This is a genomic window from Leisingera daeponensis (assembly GCF_019801465.1).
GTDB classification, from domain to species: Bacteria; Pseudomonadota; Alphaproteobacteria; order Rhodobacterales; family Rhodobacteraceae; genus Leisingera; species Leisingera daeponensis_A.
Genome location: NZ_JAHVJA010000028.1, coordinates 1 through 14,731, shown reverse-complemented (window position 1 = coordinate 14,731; position 14,731 = coordinate 1). Strand labels below are relative to the sequence as shown.

Annotated in this window: 11 protein-coding genes and 1 pseudogene; 8 read left to right on the top strand and 4 right to left on the bottom strand. The window is 63.3% G+C overall.

Annotated elements, in window-relative coordinates; all coding sequences use genetic code 11:
* Positions 1–144: 144 nt before the first annotated feature.
* Complete coding sequence (locus tag KUV26_RS23130; protein WP_222510224.1) at positions 145–987, bottom strand: DMT family transporter; 843 nt, start codon at positions 985–987, stop codon at positions 145–147.
* 179 nt (positions 988–1,166) lie between these two features.
* Here KUV26_RS23130 and tdm point away from each other — a divergent pair, with 179 nt between their 5' ends.
* Both tdm and KUV26_RS23120 read left to right on the top strand, forming a co-directional pair.
* A complete protein-coding gene (tdm, locus tag KUV26_RS23125; protein WP_222510223.1) occupies positions 1,167–3,536 on the top strand; it encodes a trimethylamine-oxide aldolase Tdm in 2,370 nt (789 codons plus the stop codon).
* Between the two features lie 29 nt (positions 3,537–3,565).
* Positions 3,566–3,982, top strand: a complete 417-nt coding sequence (locus KUV26_RS23120) for a group II truncated hemoglobin (RefSeq protein WP_222506338.1) — start codon at positions 3,566–3,568, stop codon at positions 3,980–3,982.
* Between the two features lie 78 nt (positions 3,983–4,060).
* Here KUV26_RS23120 and KUV26_RS23115 read toward each other — a convergent pair whose 3' ends face one another.
* The 3 genes from KUV26_RS23115 to KUV26_RS23105 form a co-directional block, all read right to left on the bottom strand.
* Positions 4,061–5,323, bottom strand: a complete 1,263-nt coding sequence (locus KUV26_RS23115; protein WP_222510222.1) for a glycerate kinase — start codon at positions 5,321–5,323, stop codon at positions 4,061–4,063.
* An 80-nt stretch (positions 5,324–5,403) separates the two neighbouring features.
* On the bottom strand, positions 5,404–6,381 hold the full coding sequence (locus KUV26_RS23110) for an HpcH/HpaI aldolase/citrate lyase family protein (protein ID WP_222506340.1): 978 nt from the start codon (positions 6,379–6,381) through the stop codon (positions 5,404–5,406).
* A 187-nt stretch (positions 6,382–6,568) separates the two neighbouring features.
* Positions 6,569–7,183, bottom strand: a complete 615-nt coding sequence (locus tag KUV26_RS23105) for a response regulator transcription factor (RefSeq protein ID WP_222510221.1) — start codon at positions 7,181–7,183, stop codon at positions 6,569–6,571.
* 297 nt (positions 7,184–7,480) lie between these two features.
* Here KUV26_RS23105 and KUV26_RS23100 point away from each other — a divergent pair, with 297 nt between their 5' ends.
* The 6 genes and pseudogenes from KUV26_RS23100 to glyA form a co-directional block, all read left to right on the top strand.
* Positions 7,481–8,731, top strand: a complete 1,251-nt coding sequence (locus KUV26_RS23100) for an aminotransferase (RefSeq protein WP_222510220.1) — start codon at positions 7,481–7,483, stop codon at positions 8,729–8,731.
* Positions 8,732–8,763: 32 nt separating this feature from the next.
* Entirely contained in the window at positions 8,764–9,963 is a 1,200-nt protein-coding gene (locus KUV26_RS23095; RefSeq protein ID WP_174149632.1) for a malate--CoA ligase subunit beta, read from the top strand.
* Positions 9,960–10,853 carry a succinate--CoA ligase subunit alpha gene (gene sucD / locus KUV26_RS23090; protein WP_222506342.1) on the top strand — a complete coding sequence of 298 codons (894 nt, stop codon included), beginning with the start codon at positions 9,960–9,962 and terminating at the stop codon, positions 10,851–10,853. The genes KUV26_RS23095 and sucD overlap by 4 nt, the downstream gene beginning before the upstream one ends.
* A 99-nt stretch (positions 10,854–10,952) precedes the next feature.
* Positions 10,953–11,924 carry a 2-hydroxyacid dehydrogenase gene (locus KUV26_RS23085; protein WP_222506343.1) on the top strand — a complete coding sequence of 324 codons (972 nt, stop codon included), beginning with the start codon at positions 10,953–10,955 and terminating at the stop codon, positions 11,922–11,924.
* Positions 11,924–14,584 (top strand): phosphoenolpyruvate carboxylase, encoded by a 2,661-nt coding sequence (locus KUV26_RS23080; RefSeq protein WP_222510219.1) that lies wholly within the window; start codon positions 11,924–11,926, stop codon positions 14,582–14,584. Before KUV26_RS23085 ends, KUV26_RS23080 begins: the two co-directional genes overlap by 1 nt.
* Positions 14,585–14,597: 13 nt before the next feature.
* Positions 14,598–14,731, top strand: a pseudogene (gene glyA / locus KUV26_RS23075) (serine hydroxymethyltransferase); the annotation flags it as partial.

The following is a 14,731-nucleotide window of genomic DNA, read 5'->3' as shown; positions in this document are numbered from 1 at the left end:
CCGCCGCCTGCCGCGCCCACAACCTGGCCGAGCCGGAAGGCCTCACCGCCTAAGCCGCGCCGCAGAACAGCAACGGTTAACTTTGACACTCCCGCCGGACCGCCTCCGGCGGGAGTATTCTTCGGGTAAGTGGGAAACGGGGCGTCAGAAGCCGAGATAGGCGATGCCCCCGAAGGTAATCGCGACGCTGATCCATTGGGTGCGGTTCATGCTTTCCCGCAGGATCAGCCAAGCCAGGATCACGGTGACAAGGCCGAACAGCGAGGCGCTGACGGAAGCGAATTCCGGTCGGGGCAGGGTGCCGGAATAGATCACCAGGCCAAGGGCAACAGCGTCCAGGGCACCCATCAGAACCAGCAGCGGCAGCACCTCGCGGGAGGGCAGCCGCGCGGCCCGGGCAAGCAGCGCCAGGCCCAGCAGGATCAGGACCGCGGTCACGCGGGTCACGATCAGCACCGGCAGTTCAGCGCCTGCCTGAGTGGCGGACTGGCCGATGGCAAATGTCAGCGCAAAGCCGATGGCGCCGGCCAGGCCCCAGACGGCGGCCTGCAGGCTGACCGGGCTGCTGCCGCCGTCCTTTGCGAAAACCGCGATGCAGCCGACACCGCCGACCACTGCCGCGACGGCCAGCCAATGCCCCGGTCCGACCGGCTGGCCCTGAAGCATTGCCATGCCAAGAGACAGCACAGGATAGGCGCTGACCAGCGGTGCCACCAGCTTGACCGGACCCAGGGCAAAGGCGCGGTAGAGCGCGTATGAGGCCAGCGCAAAAATGCCCCCGGACAGGCCTGCCAGCCAGGCCGCAGTGTAGGTTATGGCCTGCCAGTTGCCCAAGGCCAAAGCGGTCGCGGCAACCAGAATCGCCCCGGTGGCAAAGACTACCAGCATGGCCGGCAAAATGCCTGTTCTTTGCGAAACCACCCGCACGCAAAGGTCATGTATTCCCCAGGCGAGAGCTGCGGCCAGACCAAGAAACAGCGAGTGCATGACAGTATCCTTTTGTTTGCGGCATTCACCCCCAGGAAAATGCCGCATCCCGGGCATCTGCCATTTTTCCGCAGAAAATCAACATGTTTGTTGATTAGAGTGGAGGAACGCAATATTCTTTTCAATAAATAAATATTCCGGCAGTGCAATTTTTGCCGGTGTCCAACAGGAGATGCGCGATGAATGACATGAGCTTCCCTGAGGTTGTCAATGGGCCGCCGCGGCCGTCCGGATTGTACCAGCCATCGGTGTTCACTTTGCCCAAGGGAACCGAACGTTATGTTGTCGAGGGCTGCGGTGCGATCCTGATCCGTGTTGAGATCGGCGACACGGTGACGGTGATCAACGACGAGGGCGGCCAGCCCTGCGAGATCGTCGCGGCAGAGGATAAGGGCCGCGTTGATGCGGGCATCCTCGGGGCGGCCGCCAATTCAGACGCGGCCGGGCTGAAAGCGCTGCTGACATCTTCCGACCAGTCGCTGCGCGGATTGCGGATGGGAATGGAGGCGCGGGGCATCGACCTGTCGCAGGGCGGTGCGGTGCGGTTCTTCGGTTCGGACACTCCGGCCAAGACCGAGGAGAGCTTCACCGCGCAGCGCGACGGGGTGTTGATCATCGCGGCCCCCGGCGGGATCATGGATTTCGAGCGTCAGGATACTGCAACGCAGCTGACTGTGATGGTCAAGCGGGCGGTGATCAAACGGGTGGCGCGGTTTGAACTGCCGGATCCGCTGGCGGAGCCCGTGAATGAGGTCCGGGTGCACAGCGCCACCGCCGAAAGCTATTTCGTGAAGGCGGGCGACTATATCCAGATCATCGACGTGGACGGCCGCCAGTGCACCGATTTCCAGTGCTTTGCAGCGCGCAAGCTGGACAAGGGCATCGAGCATGCGCTGGATGTGACCACCACCCGGACGCTGATGGGCCATGCCTATCCGATGCCGGGGCTGCACGCGAAGTATTACGATCAGGACATGCTGCCGCTGGTCGAGGTGGTGCAGGACACTGTGGGGCGCCATGACGCCTTTGCCCTGGCCTGCGCCGCGAAATACTACGACGACATCGGTTATCCCGGCCATGTGAACTGCTCGGACAACTTCAACGCGACGCTGGCCCAGCACGGGGTGACGCCGCGCGCGGGCTGGATGGCGATCAACTTCTTCTTCAACACCGGGCTGGACGATCACGGCGTGATGTATGCAGATGAGCCCTGGACCCGGCCCGGCGACTATGTGCTGCTCAGGGCGCTGACCGATCTGGTCTGTGTCAGCTCTGCCTGCCCGGATGACACCAGCGCCGCCAACGGCTGGAACCCCACTGATATTCACGTCCGCACCTACAGCGGCACAGAGACCTTCAAGCGGGCGATTGCGTTCCGCGCGACCCCTGAATCGGAGCCCAAGATGACCAAGGAAACCGGTTTCCACGACCGCCTCAGCAAGATGACCCGCAATTTCGTCGAATACAACGGGTTTTGGCTGGCCAACTGCTATGCCGAGTCCGGGCCGCTGGAGGAATACTGGGCCTGCCGCGAGAAAACGGTGGTGCTGGACCTGTCCGCCCTGCGCAAGTTCGAGATCACCGGGCCGGATGCGGAGGCGCTGTGCCAGTATATCTTTACCCGCAATATCAAGAAGCTGGCGGTGGGGCAGGTAGTTTACACCGCGATGTGCTACCCGCATGGCGGCATGATCGACGACGGCACCGTGTTCCGTCTGGGCAAGGACAACTTCCGCTGGATCGGCGGTTCGGACTACGGCGGGGAATGGATCCGCGAGCAGGCCGAAAAGCTGGGGCTGAACGTTCTGATCCGCTCCTCGACCGACATGCAGCACAACATTGCCGTTCAGGGGCCGGAAAGCCGCGATCTGCTGAAGAAGATCATCTGGACCATGCCGCATAATCCGACGCTGGAGGAGCTCGGGTGGTTCCGCTTCACCCCCGCCCGCATCGGCGATGACCAGGGCGTGCCGGTGGTGGTGTCCCGAACCGGTTATACCGGCGAGCTGGGCTATGAGATCTTCTGCCACCCGAAACACGCCAGCGCCGTCTTTGATGCGGTCTGGGAGGCAGGTCAGGACCATGGAATCCGGCCGATGGGGCTGGAGGCGCTGGACATGGTGCGGATCGAGGCCGGGCTGATCTTTGCCGGCTACGACTTCTCCGATCAGACGGATCCGTTTGAGGCTGGCATCGGCTTCACCGTGCCGCTGAAGTCCAAGGAGGATGATTTCATCGGCCGCGACGCGCTGATCCGGCGCAAGACCACGCCTGCGCGCAAGCTGGTGGGGCTGGACATTGACTCGGCTATAGACGTCGGCCATGGCGACTGCGTGCACATCGGGCGGGCGCAGATCGGCGAGGTGACCTCCTCGATGCGTTCGCCGCTCTTGGGCAAGAACATCGCGCTGGCGCGGGTGGATGTGTCCTGTTCCGAGGTTGGAACGGAGGTGGAAATCGGCAAACTTGACGGACATCAAAAACGCCTGCCGGCAAAAATCGTACCCTTTGCCCATTACGACCCCAAGAAGACCCGGCCTCAATCCTGAGGCCGGCCAACCCGGGGCAGGGAGGTTAAATGGTTCAGAAGCTGATTGAACAGATCGGCGGTGAGAAGGTGCTGCGCGCGCTGGTCGAACGGTTCTATGACATCGTCGAGGAAACCGGGGCCGGCGCCCAGATCGTCAAGCTGCACAAGCGGGGGCATGGCATGGACCATGCCCGGATCGAGCAGTTCAATTTCCTATCGGGCTTCATGGGCGGTCGCCGCTATTATGAGGAGAAACACGGGCATATGGACGTGAAGCTGATGCACGCCCATGTGCCGATCACTGAGGAAGACGCCGAGAACTGGCTCAAGTGCATGGATCAGGCGCTGGTGGAGCTCAAACTGGAAGGCCCGCATGTGGAGCGGCTGCGACATGTGTTCCGCCGGGTGGCTCTGATGCTGGTGAACGATCTGGCCGAATGGGGCGAGAAACGAGTCCCTGTCTAAGCGCAGTGCCTGCGGCAGTTGCAGGAGCTTCCGGCGTGAGTATTTCGGAAAAGATGAATGACTGACGCGGCCCGGGTGTTACCCGGGGCGCCTCAGGAAAACTTGCACATCGGCCACGTTGGTGCCGGTGCCGCCTGTCATCAGCAGAGTGTCCGCAGCTTTCAGGGCCGCATAGCTGTCGTTGTTGGCAAGCAATGCCTCCGGATCCTGCCCTGACGCCTTGATGGCCTCCCAGGTGGCAGGGGTGGCAATGCCGCCTGCGGCATCTGTTGGCCCGTCACGCCCGTCAGTGCCGCCGGAGAGGAACAGCCAGTCTCCGCTGAGCCGTTCCGCACCCAGTTTGGCGACCCGCAGGGCAAGCTCCTGGTTGCGGCCGCCGAGGCCGGTGCCGCGGAGCTGTACCGTGGTTTCGCCGCCGAATATCAGTGCGACGGGCTTGTCTTTTGGGGCGGCTTCCGCTGCCGCCGCAATCGTTTCGGCGGCCTCCGAGACATCGCCCACAAGACGGTGGGAAACCAGTTTGGGTGTCCAGTCTTCTGCCGCTGCCGCCATCATTGCCTTCAGGCTGTGGCGGTTGGAGCCGATTAGAGTGTTGCTGGCCGGGGGCGGAGTTTCCTGGTCGGTTCCGGTGGCGTTGAGATGGGCTTTGACGGTCTCCGGCGCATCGTCCCAAATACCCGCGCGCTGCATGATTTCCCGTGCCTGGGCGCGGGTGCCGATGGGCGCCACGGTGGGGCCGGAGGCAATGGCGCGCAGGTCGTCGCCGATCACGTCCGACAGGATGAAGGCCTGCACCTGGGCGGGCGCGGCGTGGCGCAGCAGTCCGCCGCCCTTGGTGTCCGACAGCTGCTGGCGGATCAGGTTCATCTCGTTGATTTCGAGCCCGCAGGCGAGCAGCAGCTTGTTCACCGCGGCTTTGTCCGCCAGTGTCAGGCCGGGGGCAGGGGCCACCATCAGGGCGGAGCCGCCGCCGGAAATCAAGGCAACCAGTCGGTCATCCGGGCCGAGGGCGCGGGCAAGGTCTATGGCTGCCCGGCCTGCGGCAGCGCTGGTTTCATCGGGCACCGGATGAGCCCCGCAGAGAACCGTGGCGCCTGGAATTTCAGTGTGGTTTTCAGGATTTGTGATGGCCAGAGCCTGAGCGGCGTCCGGGATCAGCCGCAGAGCCTCGCGCATCATCGGGATGGCGGCCTTGCCCACGGCAAGCAGCACCGTCCTGCCGCCTTCGGGCAGGGGCGGAAGCGGCGATGAGTCCAGCTGGGCGCGCAGGGCCAGCGCCGGGTCCGCGCGGTCGACGGCGGCCTGAAACAGGGCCTTGGCGGTGGTCAGCAATCCGGTCATCTGCATCTCCCTGGCATAGCGGCGGACAGCCGCCCCGGCCGGAGCCGGGACGGCGCAAGGTCTTGAAACCGAACGGCGGCTTAGTTGCCGGCGATCTGCTTGGCTTTTTCCACCAGCACTTCTGCCTGACGGATCGAGGCGTAGTCAATCAGGCGTCCGTCCAGCGACACCGCACCCTTGCCGGCAGCTTCCGCTTCGGCCATGGCTTCCAGGATGCGGTGCGCCTTGGTGACTTCCGCGTCCGACGGCGACATCACCTCGTTGGCCAGTTCGATCTGGCTGGGGTGGATCGCCCATTTACCTTCGCAGCCCAGAACCGCGGCGCGTTTTGCGGCGGCCTTGTAGCCTTCCTTGTCCTGGAAATCGCCGAACGGGCCGTCGATCGGGCGCAGGCCGTTGGCGCGCGCGGCAACCACCATACGGGCCAGCGCATAGTGCCACATGTCGCCCCAGTGCACGTCGCGCGAACCGTCCGCGGCCGGGTCGGTCAGCACCGAGTAATCGGGGTTCACACCGCCGATGATCGTGGTGCGCGCGCGGGTCGAGGCGGCGTAGTCGGCCACGCCGAAATGCAGCGATTCATTGCGCTTGGAGGCTGCGGCAATTTCACTCACGTTCTGCATGCCGAGCGCCGTCTCGATGATGTGCTCGAAGCCGATCCGCTTCTTGTAGCCCTTGGCGTCCTCGATCTGGGTGACCATCATGTCGACGGCGTAAACGTCGGCCGCGGTGCCGACCTTGGGGATCATGATCAGGTCAAGGCGTTCGCCAGCCTGTTCAACGACATCGACGACATCGCGGTACATGTAGTGGGTGTCCAGGCCGTTGATTCGCACCGACATGGATTTGTTGCCCCAGTCGATCTCGTTCAGGGCCTTGATGATGTTCTTGCGGGCCTGGTCTTTCTCGTCCGGCGCAACCGCGTCTTCGAGATCCAGGAAGATCACGTCTACGTCAGATTTTGCAGCTTTTTCAAACATTTGAGGCTGAGAGCCGGGGATTGCCAGCTCGCTGCGGTTCAGGCGGCCAGGGGCCTGTTCGATGGTATGAAACGACATGTGTGCGCTCCTCATTCGCAATGGGGTTTCGTCCTCTCCTCCTTAGGCATTCCCCATCATGGTGTTTCCTGTCAAGAAAAAAGTATTCATTTAAATACATTCGCGCGGGCGCACGCCCGCGCGTCGCGCCCTCGAGCGCGCCCGCGTATGCGCGTACGCGTGCGAGGCGCCGGGTGCCGCTCCGGGATTATTCCTCGAGGCTGAAATCGCCCTTGGCAGCGCGGTTGGCGTAGTAGAACGCAATCGCCTGGGCCCGGTTCTTGACCGATAGTTTTTCGTAGAGGTTCGACAGGTGGAACTTCACCGTGTTGGTCGAAATGCCCAGCTCCTTGCTGAGTTCCTTGTTGGTGAGACCTTTCGACAGCGCCTCCAGCATGGCGCGCTCGCGGCGCGACAATTGCTCGATCGGATCGGTCTGCAGGCCGCGGACGTCGAGGAAGGGAAAAACCATCTTTCCCTCAGCCACGGCGATGCAGGTGTCCAGCAGCCCGTCGACGGCGCTGGAGCGGGGCGCGAAGCCGGCCGCGCCTGCGCTCATCGCCTTGCGCGGCACGTCGCTGCTTTCGTCGGCGTAGACCACAAGGCGCGGCGCATTTGCCTGATCGCGCAGCACCTCGATCAGTTTGGCGCCGCCAAGCGCGGGCAGGTTCCAGTCGATGATCCCGACCTGTACCGGCACCCGCATCACCGTTCCGAGGAAGCCTTCGGCGGTGGCAGAAGTGGCGACAAGCGAGAATCGAGGGTCCTTGTCGAAGATTTCGGACATCGCTGACAGCACCAGGGGATTTGCGTCAGCAAGCATGACCGAAATCGGGGAAACTTTGTCGCTTATAGGGGCCATTTGGTGTCCTTTTGTGAAAAACTACCCAAATGGGCAGGGGTAATTTTGGTATACAACGGTATTTTTACCGCTTTGGGTGGGTTTTTTACCGCCCTTTTAGATACCCAAAAGCAGGATATAGGAATGTTGCGGGTTTTGTCGACCTAAGGTTTCCTAGCGTTAACAGATGTTGACCGGCAGGAAACAAACCTTCCCCCTGTGAAGAAGGCTCGCGGCCTCCGGCGCATCGGCAAACGCACACCAGAGAGGTTTGACCCGATGACAGAACCCACGATCTTCCCCAGCCTGGAAATCCCGGAGACCCTGGCCGCTGGCCCTGGCCCGGGCAACACCGACCCCCGCGTGCTGCAGGCCTTTGCCAACACCGGCCTGGCTGACCACATGCAGGCGGACGTGCTGCGCGGCATGATCGAGTGCAAGCAAATGCTGCGCGACCTGTGGGGCACCAGCAACACCTACACCTACGGCGTCGGCGGCACCGGCTTCTCGGGCCTGGACTGCATGCTGAACGCCATCCTGCCCGGCGATACCGTCGTTGCCTTCCAGAATGGCACCTTCTCCGGCATCGACGCAATGACCATCCGGATGAAGGCCGCCACCCGCGAGGAACTGGCTGCCGACGCAATGAACCCGCAGCCTGCCTCCGTCACCGTGATCGACGTGCCGCATGGCGAGTCGGTCTCCGGCAAGCTGGTCGAGCAGGTGCTGGCGGAGAAGAAGCCCAAATGGGCCTTCATGGCGCATTGGGAAACCGGCTCGGGCCGCATCAACGACCTCAAGGGTTTCTCGGATGCCTGCGTGAAGCACGGCGTGATGGGGCTGATCGACGCCGTGTCCTCGCTGGGCATCGAGGATTTCTCGATCGACGATTACCCGGGCGTTGCCGGCTGGGCGTCCTGCCCGCAGAAGGGCGTGCTGTGCCTGCCGCTGACCTATGCGCCGGTTTCGTTCACCGACCGGTACATTCAGACCGTGCGTGAAAACGGCTGCCATTCCTATGTCCACAACCCGATCCTGGAAGCCCGCCACTGGGGCATCGTGGATGGCGAGGACGTTGCCGCCGGCACCTATCACCGCACTCATTCGGGCTATGCTGTTGCCGCCTTCCATGAGGCGCTGCGCATCACCCTGCAGCATGGCCGCGCCCAGAAGGCCCGCGACTATGCGTTCCACGAGAAAGCGCTGCGCGATGCCGTGACGGCGATGGGCTGCGACGTGACCAGCAACATGACAAGCCTGGTGGTTCTGAACCTGCCCGGCAAACTGGCCGGCCGCGAAAAGGAACTGGTGGGCAACTGCCGCGCCGTTGGTTTCGGCATCTGGCCGACGCTTTCGGAGCCGGTCCAGGTCCGCATTGGCATCCTGAACCAGATCACCCCTGCCGCCATCACCGACATCGTCAACCGCTTCGGCTGTGCGATGAACGACATGGGGGCAAACGTCGACATGGAGGCGATCAACGCCCTGCTCGACAAGCACTACTCCGCAGCCCTTGAGGCCGCTGAGTAACCAATTCCGACATCCATGAGGAGGAGAGGACCATGGATATCCACGAGTATCAGGCCAAGGAAGTTCTGAGCAACTTCGGCGTGACCGTTCCCCCGGGCGCGCTGGCCTACAGCCCCGAGCAGGCGGCCTATCGCGCGCGGGAACTGGGCGGCGACAAATGGATCGTCAAGGCCCAGGTTCACGCCGGCGGCCGCGGCAAGGCGGGCGGCGTCAAGCTGTGCAACTCGGAAGCCGAGATCTATGAGGCGACCGAGAACCTGTTCGGCAAGAAGCTGGTGACCCACCAGACCGGCCCAGAGGGCAAAGGCATCTACCGTGTCTATGTAGAAGGTGCGGTGCCGATCGCCCGCGAGATCTACCTGGGCTTTGTGCTGGACCGTTCCAGCCAGCGGGTGATGATCGTTGCCTCGTCCGAAGGCGGCATGGAGATTGAGGAGATCTCTGCCGAGCGCCCCGAGTCCATCGTGCGCTCGACCGTTGAGCCGGCCGTGGGCCTGCAGGACTTCCAGGCGCGGGAGATCGCGTTCCAGCTGGGCATCGAACCGGCGATGACGCAGCAGATGGTGCGCACCCTCAAGGGCTGCTACCAGGCGTTTTCCGAACTGGACGCCACCATGGTTGAGATCAACCCGCTGGTGGTCACCTCGGACAACCGGGTCATCGCGCTGGACGCCAAGATGACCTTTGACGACAATGCCCTGTTCCGCCACCCGCAGATCGCTGAACTGCGCGACAAGAGCCAGGAAGACCCGCGCGAAAGCCGCGCTGCCGACCGCGGTCTGTCCTATGTCGGGCTGGAAGGCAACATCGGCTGCATCGTGAACGGCGCAGGCCTGGCGATGGCGACCATGGACACCATCAAGCTGGCCGGCGGCGAGCCTGCCAACTTCCTGGACATCGGCGGCGGCGCTACTCCGGAACGGGTAGCCAAGGCGTTCCGCCTGGTGATGTCCGACAGCAATGTGCAGGCGGTTCTGGTCAACATCTTCGCCGGCATCAACCGCTGCGACTGGGTCGCCGAAGGTGTCGTGCAGGCTCTGAAGGAAGTTCAGGTCGACGTGCCTGTGGTGGTCCGCCTTGCCGGCACCAACGTGGAGGAAGGCCAGAAGATCCTGGCGCAAAGCGGTCTGCCGCTGATCCGCGCAACCTCGCTGATGGAAGCCGCTGAGCGGGCCGTCGGCGCGTGGAAAAACGACCTTGATCAAAACACTCGTGTGAGGGCCGTCAAATGAGCATCCTTCTTGATCGCGAAAGCCGTGTCATCGTCCAAGGCATCACCGGCAAGATTGCCCGGTTCCACACCAAGGACATGATCGAATACGGAACCAACGTCGTCGGCGGCGTGGTTCCGGGCAAGGGCGGCGAGACCGTCGAGGGCGTGCCGGTCTTCAACACCGTGAAAGAAGCGGTTGAGGCCACTGGCGCCAATGCCTCGCTGGTGTTTGTGCCGCCGCCGTTTGCTGCCGACTCCATCATGGAAGCGGCGGATGCGGGCATTCACTACTGCGTCTGCATCACCGACGGCATCCCGGCCCAGGACATGATCCGCGTGAAGCGCTACATGTACCGCTATCCCAAGGAAAAGCGGATGATCCTGACCGGGCCGAACTGCGCGGGCACCATCTCGCCGGGCAAGGCGCTGCTGGGCATCATGCCGGGCCATATCTACCTGCCGGGCACCGTGGGCATCATCGGCCGTTCGGGCACCCTGGGCTATGAGGCCGCGGCGCAGCTCAAGGAGCTGGGCCTGGGGGTTTCCACTTCGGTCGGCATCGGCGGCGACCCGATCAACGGCTCCTCCTTCAAGGACATCTTGGAATGGTTCGAGAAGGATCCGGAAACCGAGGTCATCGCGATGATCGGTGAAATCGGCGGCCCGCAGGAAGCGGAAGCGGCGGAGTACATCAAGAACCACGTGACCAAGCCGGTGGTGGCTTATGTCGCAGGTCTGACCGCCCCCAAGGGCCGCACCATGGGCCATGCGGGCGCGATCATCTCGGCCTTCGGTGAATCCGCCTCCGAGAAGGTGGAGATCCTGTCGGCAGCCGGTGTGACCGTTGCCGAAAACCCCGCCGTGATCGGCGAAACCATCGCAAGCGTGATGAAAAAGAACGCCGCCTGATCCGGCAACGGAACAGGCGCAACGCTCCACCCCTGGCCCGGGGCAATGGCGGGGGTGGAGCGCATTAAAAAAGCATAAGCACGTCAGGGAGATAAAATCATGGCAAAGCCGAAGGTTCTGGTAACCCGCCGCTGGCCAGCCGCAGTTGAGGCACAGCTTTCCGAGGCTTTCGATGCTGTGCTGAACACCAACGACAAACCAATGAGCGAAGAGGACCTGCGCGACGCGCTGAAGTCCTATGATGCGGTGCTGCCGACCGTAACCGACAAAATCTCTGCCAGGGCCTTTGATGTGGCCAAGCCGCAGACCCGGATCCTCGCCAACTACGGTGTTGGCTACTCCCATATTGATATGCATGGCGCGGCCGGCCACGGCATGACAGTCACCAATACGCCGGATGTGCTGAGCGAATGCACCGCTGATATCGCCATGACGCTGCTTTTGATGGTGGCGCGCCGTGCAGGCGAAGGCGAGCGCGAACTGCGGGCCGGCGAGTGGACCGGCTGGCGCCCCACCCACCTGGTCGGCACCAAAGTTTCCGGCAAGACGCTGGGCATCGTCGGTTTCGGCCGCATCGGCCAGGAGATGGCCCGGCGCGCCCACCACGGCTTTGGCATGAAGATCGTTGTGCAGAACCGTTCCCGCGTGTCCCCCGATGTTCTGGCCCCTTACAACGCGACCCAGGTGGACAGCCTGGAAGAGCTGATGCCGCAGTGCGACTTTGTTTCGCTGCATTGCCCGGGCGGCGCCGCGAACCGGCATCTGATCAATACCAGGATGCTGAACCTGATGAAGCCGGACGCCTTCCTTATTAATACGGCGCGCGGAGAGGTGATCGACGAGCTGGCCCTGTCCCGTGCCCTGTGGTTTGAAACCATCGGCGGCGCCGGGCTGGATGTGTTCGACGGCGAGCCGCGCATCAACCCGGACCTGCTGGACTGCGACAACCTGGTGATGCTGCCGCATCTGGGCAGCGCCACCCGCGAGGCGCGCGAAGCAATGGGCTTCCGCGTGGTCGACAATCTGACTGACTTCTTTGCAGGGCGCGAACCGCGTGATCGGGTGATGTGATGGGTGATGCTGCTGAAACCGCGCAAGCGGAATATGAAGATACAGGTTACGCCGCCGGCCTTCGCGCCGAATTGCACGCCTTGTGGCTGGATGTCCTGCGCCAGCGCGCGCCGGAAGTTGCTGCAAAGGTTGCTTCTGAATCCGCGTGGGACCTGTCCGACGGGCAGCCTGCGACCGCCTATATGCAGGCCTTCAACATCTGGTTCCAGCTGCTGAAGATTGTCGAGGAAAACGCCGCCATGCGCGACCGCCGGATGGCGGAGACACAGGACGGTCCGGAAGTGGTCGAAGGCAGCTTTGCCCGCGCATTGGATCTGGCCGGGGAATTGGCCACGCCCGAGCGGCTGCAGGAGGTGGCAAGCCAGTTTTCCATCGGCCCGACGCTGACGGCACATCCGACCGAAGCCAAGCGCGTCACAATCCTGGAAATCCACCGCCGTATCTATCGCGGGCTGGTGTCGCTGGAGGCCAAACGGTGGACCCCGCGCGAGCGTGCCGACCTGCTGGAGGATCTGCGTTCCGAAATCGACCTTCTGTGGATGACGGGGGAGCTGCGCCGCGACCGCCCCAGCCTGCAGGATGAAATCCAGTGGGGGTTGCAGTTCTTCCGCGACAGCCTGTATGAGGCTGTGCCGCAGCTGTTCGAACGCTATATTGCCGCAGCCGGGCCGCGGCTGGGCGAGACTGCCGATGCGCCTTGCCTCAAATTCCATTCCTGGATCGGCGGCGATCGTGACGGCAACCCGAATGTAACGGTTGAAGCCACGGCGGCGGCGCTGACCGCAAACCGTGCGGCGATCCTGAAACGCTACCAGAAGGCACTGACCACTGCAGCGGAACGGATCTCCATTTCTGCAGCCGTGTTTGCGCTGCCGGAAACCGCCTCCGCCCGGTTGGCAAAGATCATCGCCGCGGCGCCCGGGGCAGAAGCCTTGTCCGCGCGCAATCCGGGCGAAGTTTTCCGCCAGGCGCTGACCGCAATCCTGGCGCGGATCAAGGCCACGGCAGCTGAGGAAACCGGTGCTTACAAGCATTTGGGTGATTTCGTCACCGATCTGACGGAAGTTGAAGCGGCGCTTGAGGAAATCGGTGCCCTCCGCCTGGCGGCCCGTTATGTGCGCCCGATCCGCTGGCAGGCCGATGTCTTCGGCTTCCGCACGGTGACGCTGGATGTGCGCCAGAACTCCACCGTGACCACGGAAACGCTGACTGAAATCTGGGCGCGCTCGGGCGATGTGCCGGAATTCGGAAGTTCCGAATGGTCGGCACGGCTGCGCAAGGAGCTGGGCAGCGCTTCGCTCCCCTATATGACGCCGGACGAGCTGAGCCCGCAAAGCGGCGAACTACTGAAGCTGCTGAGGCTTATGCGGGATGCCGGCGCGGGGGAGGATCCGCAGTCCATGGGGCCGTTCATCCTGTCGATGACCCGCTCCACCGATGATCTGCTGGGGGTCTACCTGCTGGCGCGCTATGCGGGCTTCGGTGCCGAGAAGGCTGCGCTCAAGGTGGTGCCGCTGTTTGAAACCATCGGCGACCTTCGTGCCGCCCCTGGCATTCTCGACGGCCTCTTGGACGTGCCCTTCGCCCGCCGTTCGCTGAAATCCAGCGACAACCGGATCGAGGTGATGCTGGGGTACTCGGACAGCAACAAGGACGGCGGCTACTTCTGCTCCACCTGGGAGCTTGAGAAGGCGCAGCGCCTCATCACCCGCACACTGGCGGCGCACCGGATGAAGCCGGTGTTTTTTCACGGCCGCGGCGGCTCGGTCTCCCGCGGCGGAGCGCCCGCCGAACGGGCGATTGCCGCCCAGCCCGCGGGCACTATCGCAGGCCGGATGCGGATCACCGAACAGGGAGAGGTGGTCAGCTCGAAATATGCCAACCGCGGCACGGCTTTGCACCAGCTTGAACTGATGGCGTCGTCGGTGCTGCGCCACTCGCTGCAGGACGATACGCCGCCGGTGAACCCCGAGTTCGATGACGCCTTCGAGGCGCTGGCGGGCATGTCCCAGGCAGCTTACTCCAATCTGCTGAATGCGCCGGGGTTCCTGGATTACTTTCAGCAGGCGAGCCCGGTGGAAGAACTGGCCATGCTCAAGATCGGCTCGCGCCCCGCACGCCGCTTCGGGGCGGGGTCGCTGGATGATCTGCGCGCAATCCCCTGGGTGTTCGCCTGGTCGCAGAACCGACACATGATCACCGGCTGGTACGGTTTCGGGTCCGCGGTTGCAAGCTTCCGCAAGTTCCGCGGGACCCGCGGGGAAGCGGTCCTGCAGGACATGTTCAGCAATTCGCCGCTGTTCCGCCTGGTGGTGGACGAGGTCGAAAAAACCCTTCTGCAGAGCGACATGGAGATTGCTGCCGATTACGCAACTCTGGTGCAGGACACGGAAATCCGCGACCGTATCTTTGGAGCCATCCGCAAGGAATACCAGCTGTCCTGTGAAGCAGTCGCCTTTCTGACCGGGGACAGCAGCCTGTCGCAGCGGTTCCCGCGCCTGCGCGCCCGCTTCGGCCGGGTGGAGAACATGCTGCGCGAAATTCACAAAACCCAGGTGCGCCTCCTGCGCGAAGAGCGCGCCCGGAAATCTTCAACAGTGCCGGTGCCGCTGATGCAGTCGATGAACTGCGTCGCTGCGGGCCTCGGCTGGACCGGATAGACAGGAGCCCCGAATGTCCAAAGATCTGTTTTTCACCCAAGCGCTGTCTGAGCGCGATCCTGAACTGTTCGGCGCGATCACGGCCGAGCTGGGCCGCCAGCGCGATGAGATCGAGCTGATCGCCTCCGAGAACATCGTCTCCGCCGC